This window comes from Klebsiella sp. BIGb0407, from assembly GCF_024807845.1.
Taxonomy (GTDB): domain Bacteria; phylum Pseudomonadota; class Gammaproteobacteria; order Enterobacterales; family Enterobacteriaceae; genus JGM124.
This window is the reverse complement of sequence record NZ_JANUEQ010000018.1, coordinates 13,458-29,560: the sequence shown is the minus strand read 5'-3', so window position 1 is coordinate 29,560 and position 16,103 is coordinate 13,458. Positions and strand designations below refer to the sequence as shown.

Below are 16,103 nucleotides of genomic sequence, written 5' to 3'. Positions count from 1 at the left end.
GACAACATTCAGATGGTTGTTACCCTGATCCACCCAATCGCGATGGATGACGGTCTGCGTTTCGCAATCCGTGAAGGCGGCCGTACTGTAGGCGCTGGTGTTGTTGCTAAAGTTATCAGCTAATCGCTGATTACTTTATGTAATAAAAAAGGACATCTTCGGGTGTCCTTTTTCATTTTCAGAACAATGAGTCACCGTATTTACCTTAGTTCTGTATTTAAGTTTCCCACTTCCTGTCAAAACATATAACTCCGCACAGTAGTTGTAATGCCATAGCTCAAAAAAAATTCCATGACGTACAGTGACAATTACTGTGCGACCATCACCGCAATGTTTTAAAAATAAGAGAGGTCGCATGAGGAAGGAGCTATCTTCATCGATTATCTGATATAAAAAAAAATCACTGACATTAACATCTATCGCACTAATTAATTCACCCAATAATAGCGAAGATGCCCATGATCAGTGATACGGTAAAATATTCATCTACTCCCACTATTTCTGATAGTAAAAAAGTGGATGATGACCATCCTCAGAATAACAGTGAATCATCGGCACTGACTTCGGACATCAGTTTTGTTCGGAACAGTACAAATATGAGATCTATTAAGAAAAATACCACACCTATAGCCGATGGTTTTCTTAATCGAGTATGGCGCTGTTTTCAGACTTCAGATGGAAATCATTCCAACGGAAATATCTGCGACGAAGAAGGCACTGAGCTGACAGAAATTCTCACCCAGGGTGAAAATCTTCGCCAGCAGGCTCATTCACTTTGCCGCTCCGATAGCGAAGCCCCCGTACCGCATGGATGGAGAGGTAGCCTGTTAAAACGCTGCTTAGTCGGTGCGGGTTTGCTGACAGGCACCGGTGTGCTGGGTGGCATGGGATATGCGGGGTATAAGTATTATAATCACGGGACATCGAGCACAGAAAAAAGTCGCTATACGATTCAGGAAACTGGTGAAACTCTTGAGGAATCATTCGGCAATCATACTCTTTATCATGATGGTGCTGCTAATATGCCCCGCCATTACCGCCGGCATCTATTCGCACCTGCTTATAACACCACGGCATCTAACTTAAACGATGGTGGCTGGATAAATAATAGCCAAAATGATCTTGAAAGTATAAATCACCGAATAATAAATCTACTCTATCGAGAAGGATTGTTACCAAACAAAAAATCAAAATATAAAGAAAAAATGCTTTATGCGGTATCACAGTATCTCGATGCTGGCAATAATACTGATATACAAACTGAAAATAATATAAAGTCATTAGCACAAAAAATACTTTATGGCAGTGGGATATATGGTGAAAAGAAAAATGAAGAACTATCCAATCAACAGGGTAAATCAGTCGTTCGATGCTGGGTATTGCAAAATATTCTTGGCACTACGCCTGAAAAGTATATTGAAAGTAAAATTAAACTAGATATATCGAGGATCTATACTGTCGATGATATTCACCATCTGTTGCCTATTAATACGTTGCCTGTAGTGGGTTCTTTTCATCCTGAACGATTACATGAATCTGAAAAAACACTCCTGTCAACAATGTGGAGGGATTGTCTGATAGAAGAAATGCCTTTTCTTTTAATAAATGATGAAGGTATTGGCACTATGTCGTTAAATGATTTTGATTTCGCTAGTTTATATGCGGGGTCACATTTCATAAGGGGTATTAAAGGAGATGTTCCCACCTTAAAGGAGGCAATATCAGTGGGTGAGTCAATGTGGGATTCAGCGATAGGAGAAGGTGTTTCGGAAGACGAAATAAATTACTATCGTGTACCGGCTATTTTATTTTACGCCACTCAGTCACCAGGTGTGAAAGATAATAAAAATATGCATGATATTACTCTTCTTTATCACTATTTGAGTTATCGAAAAGAAATTTATGCAATACAAAAAGATTTCCATTTGAAATATGATAAATATACTTCAGCAGCAGAATTTTGGTTACCCAAGGGGAAGCTGGCAGATGAAATTATAGCGCACTGCCCTACAGTCAAAGGACACATTAACGAGTGGGCTGCCGCTGCACTTACTCATGAGAAGAGAGAACAAAAGGTTTGGGAAAGTGCAAAGCAATATTATCTGAATGATTGGGATAAACCCTGTGACTTTGCACCAGATAATTTAAATGATGAATATACTCAGTCGACACATGCTGTTGCTAATAGCTTTCATGACATTGACAAATATTTTATCTATTACGCAATGAATACATTACCCAAAGATGAAAAGGAATTTATATTTTCGCCAAACGTAACAATTAAATTTGTAGAACTGATAATAGATCTTAATAAGAGGTACGGATCTCATACTAGAGTATTATTATCCAGAAAAACAGATGTTTTTTCTGTTCATTCAGGCAGGAGTGAAAGAATATATGCCTTACAGGAAATAAATGAGGGTCAGAGATTTTATAGACTCATTCGTGTGGATCGCGATCTTAAAAAATATATAGAAAACAAGATTTTTGATGAGGACTATTTGGAGTGGGTTCTTGGTAGGAGAAATTTTGCGGAAAGTAATTTTGACGATTCATATTATATCCATAAAGAAACATTCACTGACTTAGATCTACATGATAGTAAATGGTTTATAGATGAACTTGCTGACAGACATCGAAAAGCTTTATTTAAAAGCCTTTATGAACAAGGCAATGAACTTTCTGAACTGGAAAATACATGGAGCGTGTTTAAACACTTCATTCCTTTTTATGACTGTATTGAACAAAATATCGAAGGGAATCATAGCGAGTCGATTCCTGCATGCATTCTAGATGTATTATCGTTAATTCCCGTTTTGGGAACAGCATCAAGCCTGAGTGGAAAATTTTCTCTGGGACTGATCAGAGGACTTCGCAGCGGTGCAGCTAGCTTGGGTAGAGAGGGGATTAAGGGTGCAGGAAAAAATCTGCTCCGGGAGGTAACACTGCCAACAGTTACTGAGCTTAATTCACTGGGGAAAAGTGCCCTCATGGTCTTTGATCCTGGATTTTCACTATTGATGAGCGCTTCGCGTATCAGTCGAACATTTGCTAAAAAAATAATCAAGTTGATTTCCAGGAAAAAAGAAATGGCTGCCTTGGTTAGAAACCTTAAAACTAGAATAGCCAAACTTCCGCTGATAACACCAAGTAAACCACTTACAGGAGTATTGGCGGGAACAGAACTAGAAGTACCTATTTTAGCAGTTGGGAAAAAGAACGGGGAAAATATTTATGTGAAGATGAATCCGAAAACAGGAGAGAAGTTTGGCACTAAATATATCTGTCGGGGAGAGGGAGTGCTTCTGCCAGCTTCATCGATATTAGGGAGGCATAAACGTTCGGTATCTGATATTGATATAAGTAGGTTAGTAAATGATACGTCTGCTAATTACAACAGAGTTAAGAGAATGGATAATAACCGTCTTCGATGCCCTACTCCTCTAGCCATAAGCCCAGGAAGTCAATATTATATCAATAGTTATGAGAGAGTAAGGGATATAGAAAATATTCCAAGACTAAATGGATTTTTAACTCGATCTGCAACCCATCCTTATAGAGCGGGATTTGTAGATTTTAACGAGGATACAACGTATATAGCAGAAACCATGAAAGCAAAAATCAGAACATATTATCAAAGTGAAAATTTTCTTGCATTTCGTTTAGAGCAGGGGTCGGCAATAATTCCTGCCCACTATTATCGTCAAAATGATTATTTCCATATATATAAACATGGAGTTGACAGAGCCAAAAAATTAGTTGAAACTCTTGACGATCATTTTCGAGATATAAAAATACAACGATTAAAAAGAATCTCAGCAGGCAATATGAATTTAAGAAGATTAGAAAACTATTTATCGGTTAAGCTGAGGCTTGATACTATAGATGATATTCGTATTGAGAAAATTATAAGAGAAGAATCTATTACGAGATTACAAGATTACATAAGAGATATGAAGTTTTATTTTAATAATGAAATAAACAGTATCTATTTTGTGACAGCTAACATACACCCATATGCTATTAGAGAAAACCTGGATTTGGAAAGGGTTGCAGGGTTTGTTTTTCCTACGGATAAGTATCGAAGAGTTATTATTATGCCAGATTTTTATTCGGTAAATGATTTAGATAGGTATTTAGTTGATACGATATTACATGAAGTATCACATATAGCTGGATCATTAGATTATCATGTCAGCAGTGGAGTCGACATTCAAGATAGTATGGCGAGATTTAATGGCGTGGCATTGGGAATTGAACCAGGATATATCGTATTTGACGACCACTCCATGGAATATTACCAACACACTACTCGCCGTGAGATTAGCAAGGAGCAACTAACAGAACTTATCAGGAGGGATCCAGTATTAAGAGCAAACCTTTTTATGGATAATGCATACTTTTTACCGACAATAATCGAAGAACTCTGCGCTATATTACAATAATTTTCTGGGTTAATGGGCGAGATAAACCGTATCACTTAGAATTGATAAGATTTTTTGATACAGAAAACAGTTCACAGCATAAACTCGCCCTAATCCTGACTATGAGCCTGGGTAAACCAGACTCAGCATCAACTTTGTGTATTAAAACCAAAGCCGCAAGACGAATTCTCCCCAGCCTGCAAATGCCAGGCTGGGTCCGAAGGGGAGCTGTTTAGCTGATTTATGCCGAATAACACGTACAGCTGCAAAAGTGGCGAGCCCACACATAGAGGCAACAAACAGCACTATCGGTAAACTCTGCCACCCGTTCCAGGCACCCATTGCAGACAATAATTTAAAATCGCCATACCCCAAACCTTCTCGCTGGCATAGCCAGAAAAATCCCCAGTAGAGTAGCCATAATGAAAGATAGCCGATGACAGCACCATAAATAGCATCATCAAGTTGGCAGGGAGTCGTTATTGCGTGGAAGATAAGTCCTGACCAAAGTAACGATAAAGTCAGGCGGTCGGGGAGTAAGCCTGTTTTATAATCAGTGAAGGCGAGAAGGGCGGCAAAACTGAAGTAGAGTGAAGTGCCAGCCACTAAGATAATGTTAAGGGTACTCGGTGCCATGAGCGATGATTCTCTTCCTTGAGAAAGTGTGGTCGTAGGGTAGCGTACTGGTGTTATTGCCTCAAATCTCTGAACTTATGCTGCGTAGTTGTACGCAATAGCCATGAAATGGCTTGTGATAAAAACAGAATGAAGTTGTCAGGTGAATTTTTAAGCCAAATGACTTGCAAGCATATCAAAAAGCCGTATAATGCGCGGGCTGTCCTAATAGGCAGCAAGTTCAATATGAACACTGATAGCAGTCAGTCTTTAATCAGATTGCCATCAAACAATGTCCCCAATTGTGGGACTATGTATGAACGATTACACTCCTCCATCAATCGTAATGGATGCGAGTAGTAATTTTTTTCGTCTATAAAATAATTGGAGCTCTGGTCTCATGCAGAACCAAAGAATCCGTATCCGCCTTAAAGCGTTTGATCATCGTCTGATCGATCAATCAACTGCGGAAATCGTCGAGACGGCTAAACGCACTGGTGCGCAAGTCCGTGGTCCGATCCCGCTGCCGACCCGCAAAGAGCGCTTTACCGTTCTGATCTCTCCGCACGTCAACAAAGACGCGCGTGATCAGTACGAAATCCGCACTCATAAGCGTCTGGTTGACATCGTTGAGCCAACTGAGAAAACCGTTGATGCTCTGATGCGTCTGGATCTGGCTGCTGGTGTAGACGTGCAGATCAGCCTGGGTTAATCAGGTCATTGACGATTGAGAGGTTGAAACAATGATTGGTTTAGTCGGTAAAAAAGTGGGTATGACCCGTATCTTCACAGAAGACGGCGTTTCTATCCCAGTAACCGTTATCGAAGTAGAAGCAAACCGTATTACTCAGGTCAAAGACCTGGCTAATGATGGCTACCGTGCAGTACAGGTAACCACTGGCGCTAAAAAAGCTAGCCGTGTGACCAAGCCAGAAGCTGGACATTTTGCGAAAGCAGGTGTTGAAGCGGGCCGTGGTCTGTGGGAATTCCGTCTTGCAGAAGGCGAAGAGTTCACCGTAGGTCAGAGCGTTAGCGTTGAGCTGTTTGCTGATGTTAAAAAAGTAGACGTAACTGGCACCTCTAAAGGTAAAGGTTTCGCAGGTACCGTTAAGCGCTGGAACTTCCGTACCCAGGACGCAACTCACGGTAACTCCTTGTCTCACCGCGTACCGGGTTCTATCGGTCAGAACCAGACTCCGGGCAAAGTGTTCAAAGGCAAGAAAATGGCAGGCCAGCTGGGTAACGAGCGTGTGACCGTTCAGAGCCTGGACGTAGTACGTGTTGACGCTGAGCGCAACCTGCTGCTGGTGAAAGGTGCAGTTCCCGGTGCAACCGGTAGCGACCTGATTGTTAAACCAGCTGTGAAGGCGTAAGGGGATAGCAATGGAATTAGTATTGAAAGACGCGCAAAGCGCGCTGACTGTTTCCGAAACTACCTTCGGTCGTGACTTCAACGAAGCACTGGTTCACCAGGTCGTAGTTGCTTATGCAGCTGGTGCTCGTCAGGGTACTCGTGCTCAGAAGACTCGCGCTGAAGTAACTGGTTCTGGTAAGAAACCATGGCGTCAGAAAGGTACCGGCCGTGCGCGTTCAGGTTCTGCAAAGAGCCCGATCTGGCGTTCAGGTGGCGTAACTTTTGCTGCACGTCCACAGGACCACAGTCAAAAAGTTAACAAAAAGATGTACCGCGGCGCGCTGAAAAGCATCCTGTCCGAACTGGTACGTCAGGATCGTTTGATCGTTGTCGAGCAGTTCTCTGTAGAAGCGCCTAAAACTAAGCTGCTTGCTCAGAAACTGAAAGACATGGCTCTGGAAGATGTGCTGATTGTTACTGGTGAACTGGATGAGAATCTGTTCCTGGCGGCGCGTAACCTGCATAAGGTTGACGTTCGCGATGTAGCAGCTATCGATCCAGTTAGCCTGATCGCCTTCGACAAAGTCGTTATGACTGCGGAAGCAGTTAAGCAAGTTGAGGAGATGCTGGCATGATCCGTGAAGAACGTCTGCTGAAAGTACTGCGCGCGCCGCACGTATCTGAAAAAGCATCTACCGCGATGGAAAAAACCAATACCATCGTACTCAAAGTTGCTAATGACGCGACCAAAGCAGAGATCGTTGCTGCTGTAGAGAAACTGTTCGAAGTAGAAGTTAAAGGCGTTAATACCCTGTTAGTTAAAGGTAAAACTAAACGTCACGGACAGCGTACTGGTCGTCGTAGCGACTGGAAAAAAGCTTACGTCACCCTGAAGGAAGGCCAGAATCTGGACTTCGTCGGCGGCGCTGAGTAAGTCGGAGGAGAAAGACAATGGCAGTTGTTAAATGTAAACCGACATCTCCGGGTCGTCGCCACGTAGTTAAAGTGGTTAACCCTGAGCTGCATAAAGGCAAGCCTTTTGCTCCGTTGCTGGAGAAAAACAGCAAGTCCGGTGGCCGTAACAACAATGGTCGCATCACTACCCGTCATATCGGTGGTGGTCACAAGCAGGCTTACCGTATTGTTGACTTTAAACGCAACAAAGATGGTATCCCGGCAGTTGTTGAACGTCTTGAGTACGATCCGAACCGCTCTGCGAATATCGCACTGGTTCTGTACAAAGACGGTGAGCGCCGTTACATCCTGGCCCCTAAAGGCCTGAAAGCTGGCGATCAGATTCAGTCTGGCGTTGATGCTGCAATTAAAGCAGGTAACACCCTGCCGATGCGCAATATCCCGGTTGGTTCTACTGTTCATAACGTAGAAATGAAACCAGGTAAAGGCGGTCAGTTAGCACGTTCTGCTGGTACCTATGTGCAGATCATTGCACGTGATGGTGCTTATGTAACCCTGCGTCTGCGTTCTGGTGAAATGCGTAAAGTCGAAGCTGACTGCCGCGCTACACTGGGCGAAGTCGGTAACGCTGAGCATATGCTGCGCGTTCTGGGTAAAGCAGGTGCTGCTCGCTGGCGTGGTATTCGCCCTACCGTTCGCGGTACTGCGATGAACCCAGTCGATCACCCACATGGTGGTGGTGAAGGTCGTAACTTTGGTAAGCACCCGGTAACTCCGTGGGGCGTTCAAACCAAAGGTAAGAAGACCCGTAGCAACAAGCGTACTGATAAATTCATCGTACGTCGCCGTAGCAAATAATTTTAGAGGATAAGCCATGCCACGTTCTCTCAAGAAAGGTCCTTTTATTGACCTGCACTTGCTGAAGAAGGTAGAGAAAGCGGTGGAAAGCGGTGACAAGAAGCCCCTGCGCACTTGGTCCCGTCGTTCAACGATCTTTCCAAATATGATCGGTTTGACCATCGCTGTCCATAATGGTCGTCAGCATGTTCCGGTATTTGTTTCCGACGAAATGGTCGGTCACAAACTGGGTGAATTTGCACCGACCCGTACTTATCGCGGCCACGCGGCTGATAAAAAAGCCAAGAAAAAATAAGTAGGAGGAAGAGATGGAAACTTTAGCACAACATCGCCACGCTCGTTCTTCTGCTCAGAAGGTTCGCCTGGTGGCTGACCTGATCCGCGGTAAGAAAGTGTCGCAGGCTCTGGACATTTTGACCTACACCAACAAGAAAGCGGCTGTACTGGTTAAGAAGGTCCTGGAATCTGCCATTGCTAACGCTGAACACAACGATGGCGCTGACATCGACGATCTGAAAGTGGCGAAAATTTTCGTCGACGAAGGCCCAAGCATGAAGCGCATTATGCCGCGTGCAAAAGGTCGTGCAGATCGCATCCTGAAGCGCACCAGCCACATTTCTGTGGTTGTGTCCGATCGCTGAGACTCTGGAGACTAGCAATGGGTCAGAAAGTACATCCTAATGGTATTCGCCTGGGAATTGTAAAACCATGGAACTCTACATGGTTTGCGAATACCAAAGAATTCGCTGACAACCTGGACAGCGATTTTAAAGTACGTCAGTACCTGACTAAGGAACTGGCTAAAGCGTCTGTATCTCGTATCGTTATCGAGCGTCCAGCTAAGAGCATCCGTGTGACTATTCACACTGCTCGCCCTGGTATCGTTATCGGTAAGAAAGGTGAAGACGTAGAAAAACTGCGCAAGGTCGTAGCGGATATCGCTGGCGTTCCTGCACAGATCAATATCGCTGAAGTTCGGAAACCTGAACTGGACGCTAAATTGGTTGCTGATAGCATCACTTCACAGCTGGAACGTCGTGTTATGTTCCGTCGTGCTATGAAGCGTGCTGTACAGAACGCAATGCGTCTTGGCGCTAAAGGTATTAAAGTTGAAGTTAGCGGCCGTCTGGGCGGGGCAGAGATCGCACGTACCGAATGGTACCGTGAAGGTCGCGTGCCATTGCACACTCTGCGTGCAGACATCGACTATAATACATCTGAAGCCCACACCACTTATGGTGTAATCGGCGTTAAAGTGTGGATCTTCAAAGGTGAGATCCTGGGTGGCATGGCTGCTGTTGAACAACCGGAACCGGCTGCTCAACCTAAAAAGCAGCAGCGTAAAGGCCGTAAGTAAGGAGAGTCGCTGTGTTACAACCAAAGCGTACAAAATTCCGTAAAGTGCACAAAGGCCGCAACCGTGGTTTAGCGCAGGGTACGGATGTTAGCTTCGGCACTTTCGGTCTGAAAGCTGTTGGCCGTGGTCGTCTGACTGCTCGTCAGATCGAAGCAGCACGTCGTGCTATGACCCGTGCAGTTAAGCGTCAAGGTAAAATCTGGATCCGTGTATTCCCGGATAAACCAATTACCGAAAAGCCACTTGAAGTGCGTATGGGTAAAGGTAAAGGTAACGTCGAGTATTGGGTTGCTCTGGTTCAACCAGGCAAAGTCCTTTATGAAATGGATGGCGTACCTGAAGAGCTGGCCCGTGAAGCATTCAAGCTGGCAGCAGCGAAACTGCCTATCAAAACCACCTTTGTAACTAAGACGGTGATGTAATGAAAGCAAAAGAGCTGCGTGAAAAGAGTGTTGAAGAGCTGAACACCGAGCTGCTGAACTTGCTGCGTGAACAGTTTAATCTGCGCATGCAATCTGCAAGCGGCCAGCTGCAACAGACTCACGTGTTAAAGCAAGTGCGTCGTAATGTTGCACGTGTTAAGACTTTACTGACTCAGAAGGCGGGTGCGTAATGACCGATAAAATCCGTACTCTGCAAGGTCGTGTTGTCAGCAATAAAATGGAGAAATCCATTGTTGTTGCCATCGAACGTATTGTGAAACATCCGATTTACGGTAAGTTCATCAAGCGTACGACCAAACTGCACGTACATGACGAAGCCAACGTATGTGGTATCGGCGACGTGGTGGAAATCCACGAATGCCGTCCACTGTCTAAGACTAAGTCTTGGACGCTGGTTCGCGTTGTAGAAAAAGCAGTTCTGTAATAGACTGTCTTTTCTAACCAAATAAGCGGCTCAAAACTGAGCCGTTTATTTTTTCTACCCATTTACAGGAACCGGTGTTATAATGCCGCGCCCTCGTTTATTGGGGCTTTTTAACGACCTGATCTCAGGTCCCGAAGTAGTAGATGACATTAGCGGAGCACTGAAATGATCCAAGAACAGACTATGCTGACCGTGGCCGACAACTCCGGCGCGCGTCGCGTAATGTGTATCAAGGTTCTGGGTGGCTCGCACCGTCGCTACGCAGGCGTCGGCGACATCATCAAGATTACCATCAAGGAAGCAATTCCACGTGGTAAGGTGAAGAAAGGCGATGTTCTGAAAGCGGTAGTTGTGCGCACCAAGAAGGGTGTTCGTCGCCCGGACGGTTCTGTCATTCGCTTCGATGGTAATGCATGCGTTATTTTAAACAATAACAGCGAGCAGCCAATCGGCACGCGTATTTTTGGGCCGGTAACTCGTGAACTACGTAATGAGAAGTTCATGAAAATTATCTCTCTGGCACCAGAAGTACTCTAAGGAGCGAATCATGGCAGCTAAAATCCGTCGTGATGACGAAGTTATCGTGTTAACCGGTAAAGATAAAGGTAAGCGCGGTAAAGTTAAGAATGTCCTGTCTTCCGGCAAGGTCATTGTTGAAGGTATCAACCTGGTTAAGAAACATCAGAAGCCTCAACCGGCTCTGAACCAACCAGGCGGCATCGTTGAAAAAGAAGCTGCTATTCAGGTTTCTAACGTTGCACTTTTCAACTCGGCAACCGGCAAGGCTGACCGTGTAGGCTTTAGATTCGAAGACGGCAAAAAAGTTCGTTTCTTCAAATCTAATAGCGAAACTATCAAGTAATTTGGAGTAGTACGATGGCGAAACTGCATGATTACTACAAAGACGAAGTAGTTAAAAAACTCATGAGTGAGTTTAACTACAATTCTGTCATGCAAGTCCCTCGGGTCGAGAAGATCACCCTGAACATGGGTGTTGGTGAAGCGATCGCTGATAAGAAACTGCTGGATAATGCAGCAGCTGACTTAGCAGCAATCTCCGGTCAAAAACCGTTGATCACCAAAGCCCGCAAATCAGTTGCAGGCTTCAAAATCCGTCAGGGCTATCCGATCGGCTGTAAAGTGACTCTGCGTGGCGAGCGCATGTGGGAGTTCTTTGAGCGACTGATCACTATTGCTGTACCGCGTATCCGCGATTTCCGTGGCTTGCCTGCGAAATCTTTCGACGGTCGTGGTAACTACAGCATGGGTGTCCGTGAGCAGATCATCTTCCCAGAAATCGACTATGATAAAGTCGATCGCGTTCGTGGTTTGGATATTACCATTACCACTACTGCGAAATCTGATGATGAAGGCCGTGCTCTGCTGGCTGCCTTTAACTTCCCGTTCCGCAAGTAAGGTAGGGTTACTTCATGGCTAAGCAATCAATGAAAGCACGCGAAGTAAAGCGCGCTGCTTTGGCTGATAAATTCTTCGCTAAACGCGCTGAATTAAAAGCTATCATATCTGATGTGAACGCGACCGACGAAGATCGTTGGAATGCTGTTCTCAAGTTGCAGACTCTGCCGCGTGATTCCAGCCCGTCCCGTCAGCGTAACCGCTGCCGCCAGACTGGTCGTCCACATGGTTATGTGGGCAAGTTCGGGTTGAGCCGTATCAAGCTACGTGAAGCCGCTATGCGCGGTGAAGTACCTGGCTTGAAAAAGGCTAGCTGGTAATTGTCACCAATTGAATCACGGGAGTAGACACAGATGAGCATGCAAGATCCGATCGCGGATATGCTGACCCGTATCCGTAACGGTCAGGCCGCGAACAAAGTTGCGGTCACCATGCCCTCCTCCAAGCTGAAATTGGCAATTGCCAACGTGCTTAAGGAAGAAGGCTATATTGAAGATTTTAAGATTGAAGGCGACACCAAGCCTGAACTGGAACTGACTCTTAAGTATTTCCAGGGCAAGTCAGTGGTAGAAAGCATTCAAAGAGTCAGCCGTCCAGGTCTGCGCATCTATAAGAAAAAAGATGAGCTGCCAAAAGTTATGGCTGGTTTAGGTATTGCTGTTATTTCTACCTCTAAAGGTGTTATGACTGATCGTGCAGCGCGCCAAGCTGGTCTTGGTGGCGAAATTATCTGCTACGTAGCTTAATTGGAGGAATTAAATGTCTCGTGTTGCTAAAGCACCGGTCGTTGTTCCTGCAGGCGTAGAGGTAAAACTCGACGGTCAGGTTATTTCGATCAAAGGTAAAAACGGCGAGCTGACTCGTACTATCAACGATGCTGTTGAAGTTAAACATGCTGAAAATGCTCTGACTTTCGCTCCACGCGAAGGCTTTGCAAACGCGTGGGCCCAAGCGGGTACTACTCGTGCACTGTTGAACGGAATGGTTATCGGTGTTACCGAAGGCTTCTCTAAGAAGTTACAGCTGGTTGGTGTAGGTTATCGTGCAGCAGTTAAAGGCGACGTTGTGAGTTTGGCCCTGGGCTTCTCTCATCCTGTCGAGCATAAGCTGCCAGCGGGGATTACTGCCGAATGTCCGACTCAGACTGAAATCGTGCTGAAAGGCGCTGACAAACAGTCTATCGGTCAGGTAGCAGCAGATCTGCGCGCCTACCGTCGCCCTGAGCCTTATAAAGGCAAAGGTGTTCGTTACGCCGACGAAGTCGTGCGTACCAAAGAGGCTAAGAAGAAGTAAGGTAACACTATGGATAAGAAATCTGCTCGTATCCGTCGTGCGACCCGCGCACGTCGCAAGCTCAAAGAACTGGGTGCGACTCGTCTGGTGGTACATCGTACCCCGCGTCATATTTACGCACAGGTCATCGCACCAAACGGTTCTGAAGTACTGGTAGCTGCATCTACTGCAGAGAAAGCTATCGCTGAGCTACTGAAGTATACAGGAAACAAAGACGCTGCTGCAGCTGTAGGTAAAGCTGTTGCTGAGCGCGCACTGGAAAAAGGCATCACTGTTGTTGCTTTTGACCGTGCTGGTTTCCAATATCATGGTCGTGTCCAAGCTCTGGCAGATGCTGCCCGTGGCGCTGGCCTTCAGTTCTAAGGTAGAGGTGTAAGATGTCTCACATCGAAAAACAAGCTGGCGAACTGCAGGAAAAGCTGATCGCGGTAAATCGCGTATCTAAAACCGTTAAAGGCGGTCGTATTTTCTCCTTCACTGCTCTGACAGTGGTAGGTGATGGTAACGGTCGTATCGGTTTTGGTTACGGGAAAGCGCGTGAAGTTCCAGCAGCGATCCAGAAAGCGATGGAAAAAGCTCGTCGCAATATGATTAATGTCGCGCTGAATAGCGGCACCCTGCAGCACCCTGTTAAAGGCGTGCATACGGGTTCTCGCGTATTCATGCAGCCTGCTTCCGAAGGTACCGGTATCATCGCCGGTGGTGCAATGCGCGCCGTTCTGGAAGTAGCTGGTGTTCATAACGTTCTGGCTAAAGCGTATGGTTCTACTAACCCGATTAACGTGGTTCGTGCAACTATCGATGGCCTGGCGAATATGAAGTCACCAGAAATGGTCGCTGCCAAGCGTGGTAAATCCGTTGAAGAAATTCGGGGGTAATGACCATGGCTAAGACTATTAAAATTACTCAAACCCGCAGTGCGATCGGCCGTTTGCCAAAACACAAGGCAACGCTGCTTGGCCTGGGTCTGCGTCGTATTGGTCACACCGTAGAGCGCGAGGATACTCCTGCTGTACGTGGTATGGTCAACGCGGTTTCCTACATGGTTAAAGTTGAGGAGTAAGAGATGCGTTTAAATACTCTGTCTCCGGCCGAAGGGTCTAAGCACGCTTCCAAGCGTCTGGGTCGTGGTATCGGTTCTGGCCTCGGTAAAACCGGCGGTCGTGGTCACAAAGGTCAGAACTCTCGTTCTGGCGGTGGCGTACGTCGTGGGTTCGAAGGTGGTCAGATGCCGTTATACCGTCGTCTGCCGAAGTTTGGTTTCACCTCTCGCAAAGCAATGGTCACCGCAGAGATTCGTCTGTCTGACCTGGCGAAAGTTGAAGGCGACGTAGTTGACCTGAACACGTTGAAAGCAGCTAACATTATCGGTATCCAGATCGAGTTCGCGAAAGTGATCCTGTCTGGTGAGGTAACTCGTCCGGTAACTATTAGCGGCCTGCGTGTCACTAAAGGCGCTCGTGCTGCTATCGAAGCTGCTGGCGGTAAAATCGAGGAATAAGTAGCAGATGGCGAAACAACCGGGATCAGATTTTCAAAGTGCTAAAGGTGGCCTTGGTGAGCTGAAACGCAGACTGCTGTTTGTTATCGGCGCGCTGATCGTTTTCCGAATTGGCTCTTTTATTCCAATCCCTGGTATTGATGCCACTGTACTTGCCAAACTGCTTGAGCAACAGCGAGGCACCATCATTGAAATGTTTAACATGTTCTCTGGTGGTGCTCTCAGCCGTGCTTCTATCTTCGCACTGGGTATCATGCCGTATATCTCGGCATCGATTATCATACAGCTGCTTACCGTGGTTCATCCCGCGTTAGCAGAGCTGAAGAAAGAAGGGGAGGCTGGCCGTCGTAAGATAAGCCAGTACACCCGTTACGGTACTCTGGTGCTGGCAATATTTCAGTCGATCGGTATTGCTACCGGTTTACCGAATATGCCTGGTATGCAAGGCCTGGTGATTAATCCTGGCTTTGCATTCTACTTCACTGCTGTTGTGAGTCTGGTTACGGGAACGATGTTCCTTATGTGGCTGGGTGAACAGATTACTGAGCGTGGTATCGGTAACGGTATCTCAATCATAATCTTTGCTGGTATCGTTGCGGGTCTCCCGCCGGCTATTGGCCATACCATCGAGCAAGCAAGGCAAGGTGACCTGCACTTCCTCCTGTTGCTGTTGGTTGCAGTATTAGTATTTGCAGTGACCTTCTTCGTTGTTTTTGTTGAGCGTGGCCAGCGCCGCATTGTGGTCAACTACGCTAAACGTCAACAGGGACGTCGTGTCTATGCTGCGCAGAGCACACATTTACCGCTGAAAGTGAATATGGCCGGTGTTATTCCAGCTATTTTCGCCTCCAGTATTATTCTATTCCCGGCGACTATTGCATCATGGTTTGGGGATGGTACCGGTTGGAGCTGGCTGACAACAATTTCGCTGTATTTGCAGCCTGGACAACCGCTTTATGTGTTACTCTATGCGTCTGCAATCATCTTCTTCTGTTTCTTCTATACAGCGTTGGTGTTTAACCCACGTGAAACAGCAGATAACCTGAAGAAGTCCGGTGCATTTGTACCAGGAATTCGTCCGGGAGAACAAACGGCGAAGTATATTGATAAAGTAATGACACGCCTGACATTGATTGGTGCGATGTATATTACCTTTATCTGCCTAATCCCGGAGTTCATGCGCGATGCAATGAAAGTACCGTTCTATTTCGGTGGAACCTCGCTGCTTATCGTTGTTGTCGTTATAATGGACTTTATGGCTCAAGTGCAAACTCTGATGATGTCGAGTCAGTATGAGTCTGCATTGAAGAAAGCGAACCTGAAAGGCTACGGCCGTTAATCGTCGCTTGTGAAGTTACGGAGAGTAAAAATGAAAGTTCGTGCTTCCGTCAAGAAATTATGTCGTAACTGCAAAATTGTTAAGCGTGACGGTGTTATTCGCGTCATTTGCAGTGCCGAGCCGAAGCATAAACAGCGTCAAGGCTGATTATCTCGCATATTTTT

The 16,103-nt window shown here is 45.9% G+C and carries 26 protein-coding genes; 25 read left to right on the top strand and 1 reads right to left on the bottom strand.

The annotated features are described in order from the left end of the window. Both M2387_RS25710 and M2387_RS25705 read left to right on the top strand, forming a co-directional pair. Positions 1-123, top strand: a 123-nt coding sequence (locus M2387_RS25710; protein WP_462442476.1) for an EF-Tu C-terminal domain-related protein, incomplete at its 5' end; no start/stop codon positions are given. Positions 124-458: 335 nt separating this feature from the next. Continuing rightward, a complete protein-coding gene (locus M2387_RS25705) occupies positions 459-4,445 on the top strand; it encodes a hypothetical protein (RefSeq protein ID WP_259053763.1) in 3,987 nt (1,328 codons plus the stop codon). Between the two features lie 141 nt (positions 4,446-4,586). On the opposite strand, the gene M2387_RS25700 is transcribed toward M2387_RS25705, so the two are convergent. Continuing rightward, positions 4,587-5,060: a prepilin peptidase gene (locus M2387_RS25700; RefSeq protein ID WP_259053761.1), complete on the bottom strand. Its 474-nt coding sequence runs from the start codon at positions 5,058-5,060 to the stop codon at positions 4,587-4,589. A gap of 379 nt (positions 5,061-5,439) precedes the next feature. On the opposite strand from M2387_RS25700, the gene rpsJ reads away from it, so the two are divergent. The 23 genes from rpsJ (at position 5,440) to rpmJ (ending at position 16,086) form a co-directional block, all read left to right on the top strand. Continuing rightward, the gene (gene rpsJ / locus M2387_RS25695; protein WP_001181005.1) at positions 5,440-5,751 is read left to right on the top strand and encodes a 30S ribosomal protein S10; all 312 of its coding nucleotides are present in this window, start codon (positions 5,440-5,442) and stop codon (positions 5,749-5,751) included. Between the two features lie 31 nt (positions 5,752-5,782). Further along, entirely contained in the window at positions 5,783-6,412 is a 630-nt protein-coding gene (rplC, locus tag M2387_RS25690; RefSeq protein ID WP_259053759.1) for a 50S ribosomal protein L3, read from the top strand. A 10-nt stretch (positions 6,413-6,422) separates the two neighbouring features. Beyond that, positions 6,423-7,028: a 50S ribosomal protein L4 gene (gene rplD, locus M2387_RS25685; protein WP_259053757.1), complete on the top strand. Its 606-nt coding sequence runs from the start codon at positions 6,423-6,425 to the stop codon at positions 7,026-7,028. Next, positions 7,025-7,327 carry a 50S ribosomal protein L23 gene (gene rplW / locus M2387_RS25680; protein WP_259053754.1) on the top strand — a complete coding sequence of 101 codons (303 nt, stop codon included), beginning with the start codon at positions 7,025-7,027 and terminating at the stop codon, positions 7,325-7,327. The genes rplD and rplW overlap by 4 nt, the downstream gene beginning before the upstream one ends. A 17-nt stretch (positions 7,328-7,344) precedes the next feature. Continuing rightward, positions 7,345-8,166 (top strand): 50S ribosomal protein L2, encoded by an 822-nt coding sequence (gene rplB / locus M2387_RS25675; RefSeq protein WP_259053753.1) that lies wholly within the window; start codon positions 7,345-7,347, stop codon positions 8,164-8,166. A 16-nt stretch (positions 8,167-8,182) separates the two neighbouring features. Beyond that, positions 8,183-8,461, top strand: a complete 279-nt coding sequence (rpsS, locus tag M2387_RS25670; protein ID WP_001138115.1) for a 30S ribosomal protein S19 — start codon at positions 8,183-8,185, stop codon at positions 8,459-8,461. Positions 8,462-8,474: 13 nt separating this feature from the next. After that, complete coding sequence (gene rplV, locus M2387_RS25665; RefSeq protein WP_259053751.1) at positions 8,475-8,807, top strand: 50S ribosomal protein L22; 333 nt, start codon at positions 8,475-8,477, stop codon at positions 8,805-8,807. 17 nt (positions 8,808-8,824) lie between these two features. Next, a complete protein-coding gene (gene rpsC, locus M2387_RS25660; RefSeq protein WP_006817277.1) occupies positions 8,825-9,523 on the top strand; it encodes a 30S ribosomal protein S3 in 699 nt (232 codons plus the stop codon). An 11-nt stretch (positions 9,524-9,534) separates the two neighbouring features. Next, the gene (gene rplP, locus M2387_RS25655) at positions 9,535-9,945 is read left to right on the top strand and encodes a 50S ribosomal protein L16 (protein ID WP_259053748.1); all 411 of its coding nucleotides are present in this window, start codon (positions 9,535-9,537) and stop codon (positions 9,943-9,945) included. Continuing rightward, entirely contained in the window at positions 9,945-10,136 is a 192-nt protein-coding gene (gene rpmC / locus M2387_RS25650; RefSeq protein WP_259053746.1) for a 50S ribosomal protein L29, read from the top strand. The genes rplP and rpmC overlap by 1 nt, the downstream gene beginning before the upstream one ends. Then, the gene (rpsQ, locus tag M2387_RS25645) at positions 10,136-10,390 is read left to right on the top strand and encodes a 30S ribosomal protein S17 (protein WP_259053744.1); all 255 of its coding nucleotides are present in this window, start codon (positions 10,136-10,138) and stop codon (positions 10,388-10,390) included. The genes rpmC and rpsQ overlap by 1 nt, the downstream gene beginning before the upstream one ends. A 165-nt stretch (positions 10,391-10,555) precedes the next feature. Continuing rightward, complete coding sequence (rplN, locus tag M2387_RS25640; protein ID WP_008457164.1) at positions 10,556-10,927, top strand: 50S ribosomal protein L14; 372 nt, start codon at positions 10,556-10,558, stop codon at positions 10,925-10,927. 10 nt (positions 10,928-10,937) lie between these two features. Beyond that, positions 10,938-11,252 (top strand): 50S ribosomal protein L24, encoded by a 315-nt coding sequence (rplX, locus tag M2387_RS25635; protein WP_259053739.1) that lies wholly within the window; start codon positions 10,938-10,940, stop codon positions 11,250-11,252. 14 nt (positions 11,253-11,266) lie between these two features. Next, complete coding sequence (gene rplE, locus M2387_RS25630) at positions 11,267-11,806, top strand: 50S ribosomal protein L5 (protein WP_259053737.1); 540 nt, start codon at positions 11,267-11,269, stop codon at positions 11,804-11,806. A gap of 14 nt (positions 11,807-11,820) precedes the next feature. Continuing rightward, positions 11,821-12,126 carry a 30S ribosomal protein S14 gene (gene rpsN, locus M2387_RS25625; RefSeq protein WP_259053736.1) on the top strand — a complete coding sequence of 102 codons (306 nt, stop codon included), beginning with the start codon at positions 11,821-11,823 and terminating at the stop codon, positions 12,124-12,126. 33 nt (positions 12,127-12,159) lie between these two features. Next, positions 12,160-12,552, top strand: a complete 393-nt coding sequence (gene rpsH / locus M2387_RS25620) for a 30S ribosomal protein S8 (protein ID WP_259053733.1) — start codon at positions 12,160-12,162, stop codon at positions 12,550-12,552. A 13-nt stretch (positions 12,553-12,565) separates the two neighbouring features. After that, complete coding sequence (gene rplF / locus M2387_RS25615; RefSeq protein ID WP_259053731.1) at positions 12,566-13,099, top strand: 50S ribosomal protein L6; 534 nt, start codon at positions 12,566-12,568, stop codon at positions 13,097-13,099. A 9-nt stretch (positions 13,100-13,108) separates the two neighbouring features. Further along, positions 13,109-13,462, top strand: coding sequence for a 50S ribosomal protein L18 (gene rplR / locus M2387_RS25610; protein WP_259053729.1), 354 nt, complete (start codon positions 13,109-13,111; stop codon positions 13,460-13,462). A gap of 14 nt (positions 13,463-13,476) precedes the next feature. Next, complete coding sequence (gene rpsE, locus M2387_RS25605) at positions 13,477-13,977, top strand: 30S ribosomal protein S5 (protein WP_211993949.1); 501 nt, start codon at positions 13,477-13,479, stop codon at positions 13,975-13,977. A 5-nt stretch (positions 13,978-13,982) separates the two neighbouring features. Then, positions 13,983-14,162: a 50S ribosomal protein L30 gene (rpmD, locus tag M2387_RS25600; protein ID WP_004846568.1), complete on the top strand. Its 180-nt coding sequence runs from the start codon at positions 13,983-13,985 to the stop codon at positions 14,160-14,162. Positions 14,163-14,165: 3 nt separating this feature from the next. Continuing rightward, a complete protein-coding gene (rplO, locus tag M2387_RS25595) occupies positions 14,166-14,600 on the top strand; it encodes a 50S ribosomal protein L15 (RefSeq protein ID WP_259053716.1) in 435 nt (144 codons plus the stop codon). 7 nt (positions 14,601-14,607) lie between these two features. Then, positions 14,608-15,939 carry a preprotein translocase subunit SecY gene (gene secY, locus M2387_RS25590; protein WP_259053715.1) on the top strand — a complete coding sequence of 444 codons (1,332 nt, stop codon included), beginning with the start codon at positions 14,608-14,610 and terminating at the stop codon, positions 15,937-15,939. Between the two features lie 30 nt (positions 15,940-15,969). After that, positions 15,970-16,086, top strand: coding sequence for a 50S ribosomal protein L36 (gene rpmJ, locus M2387_RS25585; RefSeq protein ID WP_000868187.1), 117 nt, complete (start codon positions 15,970-15,972; stop codon positions 16,084-16,086). Positions 16,087-16,103: the final 17 nt, after the last annotated feature.

What these genes read in the sequence shown, in the direction of transcription:
- rplR (WP_259053729.1), top strand. Translation starts at nt 13,109, where the DNA reads ATGGATAAGAAATCTGCTCGTATCCGTCGTGCGACCCGCGCACGTCGC.
- rpmC (WP_259053746.1), top strand. Translation starts at nt 9,945, where the DNA reads ATGAAAGCAAAAGAGCTGCGTGAAAAGAGTGTTGAAGAGCTGAACACC.
- rplO (WP_259053716.1), top strand. Translation starts at nt 14,166, where the DNA reads ATGCGTTTAAATACTCTGTCTCCGGCCGAAGGGTCTAAGCACGCTTCC.
- rplV (WP_259053751.1), top strand. Translation starts at nt 8,475, where the DNA reads ATGGAAACTTTAGCACAACATCGCCACGCTCGTTCTTCTGCTCAGAAG.
- rplB (WP_259053753.1), top strand. Translation starts at nt 7,345, where the DNA reads ATGGCAGTTGTTAAATGTAAACCGACATCTCCGGGTCGTCGCCACGTA.
- rpsS (WP_001138115.1), top strand. Translation starts at nt 8,183, where the DNA reads ATGCCACGTTCTCTCAAGAAAGGTCCTTTTATTGACCTGCACTTGCTG.
- rpsQ (WP_259053744.1), top strand. Translation starts at nt 10,136, where the DNA reads ATGACCGATAAAATCCGTACTCTGCAAGGTCGTGTTGTCAGCAATAAA.
- rplD (WP_259053757.1), top strand. Translation starts at nt 6,423, where the DNA reads ATGGAATTAGTATTGAAAGACGCGCAAAGCGCGCTGACTGTTTCCGAA.
- rpsH (WP_259053733.1), top strand. Translation starts at nt 12,160, where the DNA reads ATGAGCATGCAAGATCCGATCGCGGATATGCTGACCCGTATCCGTAAC.
- rpsC (WP_006817277.1), top strand. Translation starts at nt 8,825, where the DNA reads ATGGGTCAGAAAGTACATCCTAATGGTATTCGCCTGGGAATTGTAAAA.
- rplW (WP_259053754.1), top strand. Translation starts at nt 7,025, where the DNA reads ATGATCCGTGAAGAACGTCTGCTGAAAGTACTGCGCGCGCCGCACGTA.
- rpmJ (WP_000868187.1), top strand. Translation starts at nt 15,970, where the DNA reads ATGAAAGTTCGTGCTTCCGTCAAGAAATTATGTCGTAACTGCAAAATT.
- rpmD (WP_004846568.1), top strand. Translation starts at nt 13,983, where the DNA reads ATGGCTAAGACTATTAAAATTACTCAAACCCGCAGTGCGATCGGCCGT.
- rplX (WP_259053739.1), top strand. Translation starts at nt 10,938, where the DNA reads ATGGCAGCTAAAATCCGTCGTGATGACGAAGTTATCGTGTTAACCGGT.
- rpsJ (WP_001181005.1), top strand. Translation starts at nt 5,440, where the DNA reads ATGCAGAACCAAAGAATCCGTATCCGCCTTAAAGCGTTTGATCATCGT.
- rplC (WP_259053759.1), top strand. Translation starts at nt 5,783, where the DNA reads ATGATTGGTTTAGTCGGTAAAAAAGTGGGTATGACCCGTATCTTCACA.
- rpsE (WP_211993949.1), top strand. Translation starts at nt 13,477, where the DNA reads ATGTCTCACATCGAAAAACAAGCTGGCGAACTGCAGGAAAAGCTGATC.
- M2387_RS25700 (WP_259053761.1), bottom strand. Translation starts at nt 5,060, where the DNA reads ATGGCACCGAGTACCCTTAACATTATCTTAGTGGCTGGCACTTCACTC.
- rplF (WP_259053731.1), top strand. Translation starts at nt 12,566, where the DNA reads ATGTCTCGTGTTGCTAAAGCACCGGTCGTTGTTCCTGCAGGCGTAGAG.
- rplN (WP_008457164.1), top strand. Translation starts at nt 10,556, where the DNA reads ATGATCCAAGAACAGACTATGCTGACCGTGGCCGACAACTCCGGCGCG.
- rpsN (WP_259053736.1), top strand. Translation starts at nt 11,821, where the DNA reads ATGGCTAAGCAATCAATGAAAGCACGCGAAGTAAAGCGCGCTGCTTTG.
- rplE (WP_259053737.1), top strand. Translation starts at nt 11,267, where the DNA reads ATGGCGAAACTGCATGATTACTACAAAGACGAAGTAGTTAAAAAACTC.
- M2387_RS25705 (WP_259053763.1), top strand. Translation starts at nt 459, where the DNA reads ATGATCAGTGATACGGTAAAATATTCATCTACTCCCACTATTTCTGAT.
- secY (WP_259053715.1), top strand. Translation starts at nt 14,608, where the DNA reads ATGGCGAAACAACCGGGATCAGATTTTCAAAGTGCTAAAGGTGGCCTT.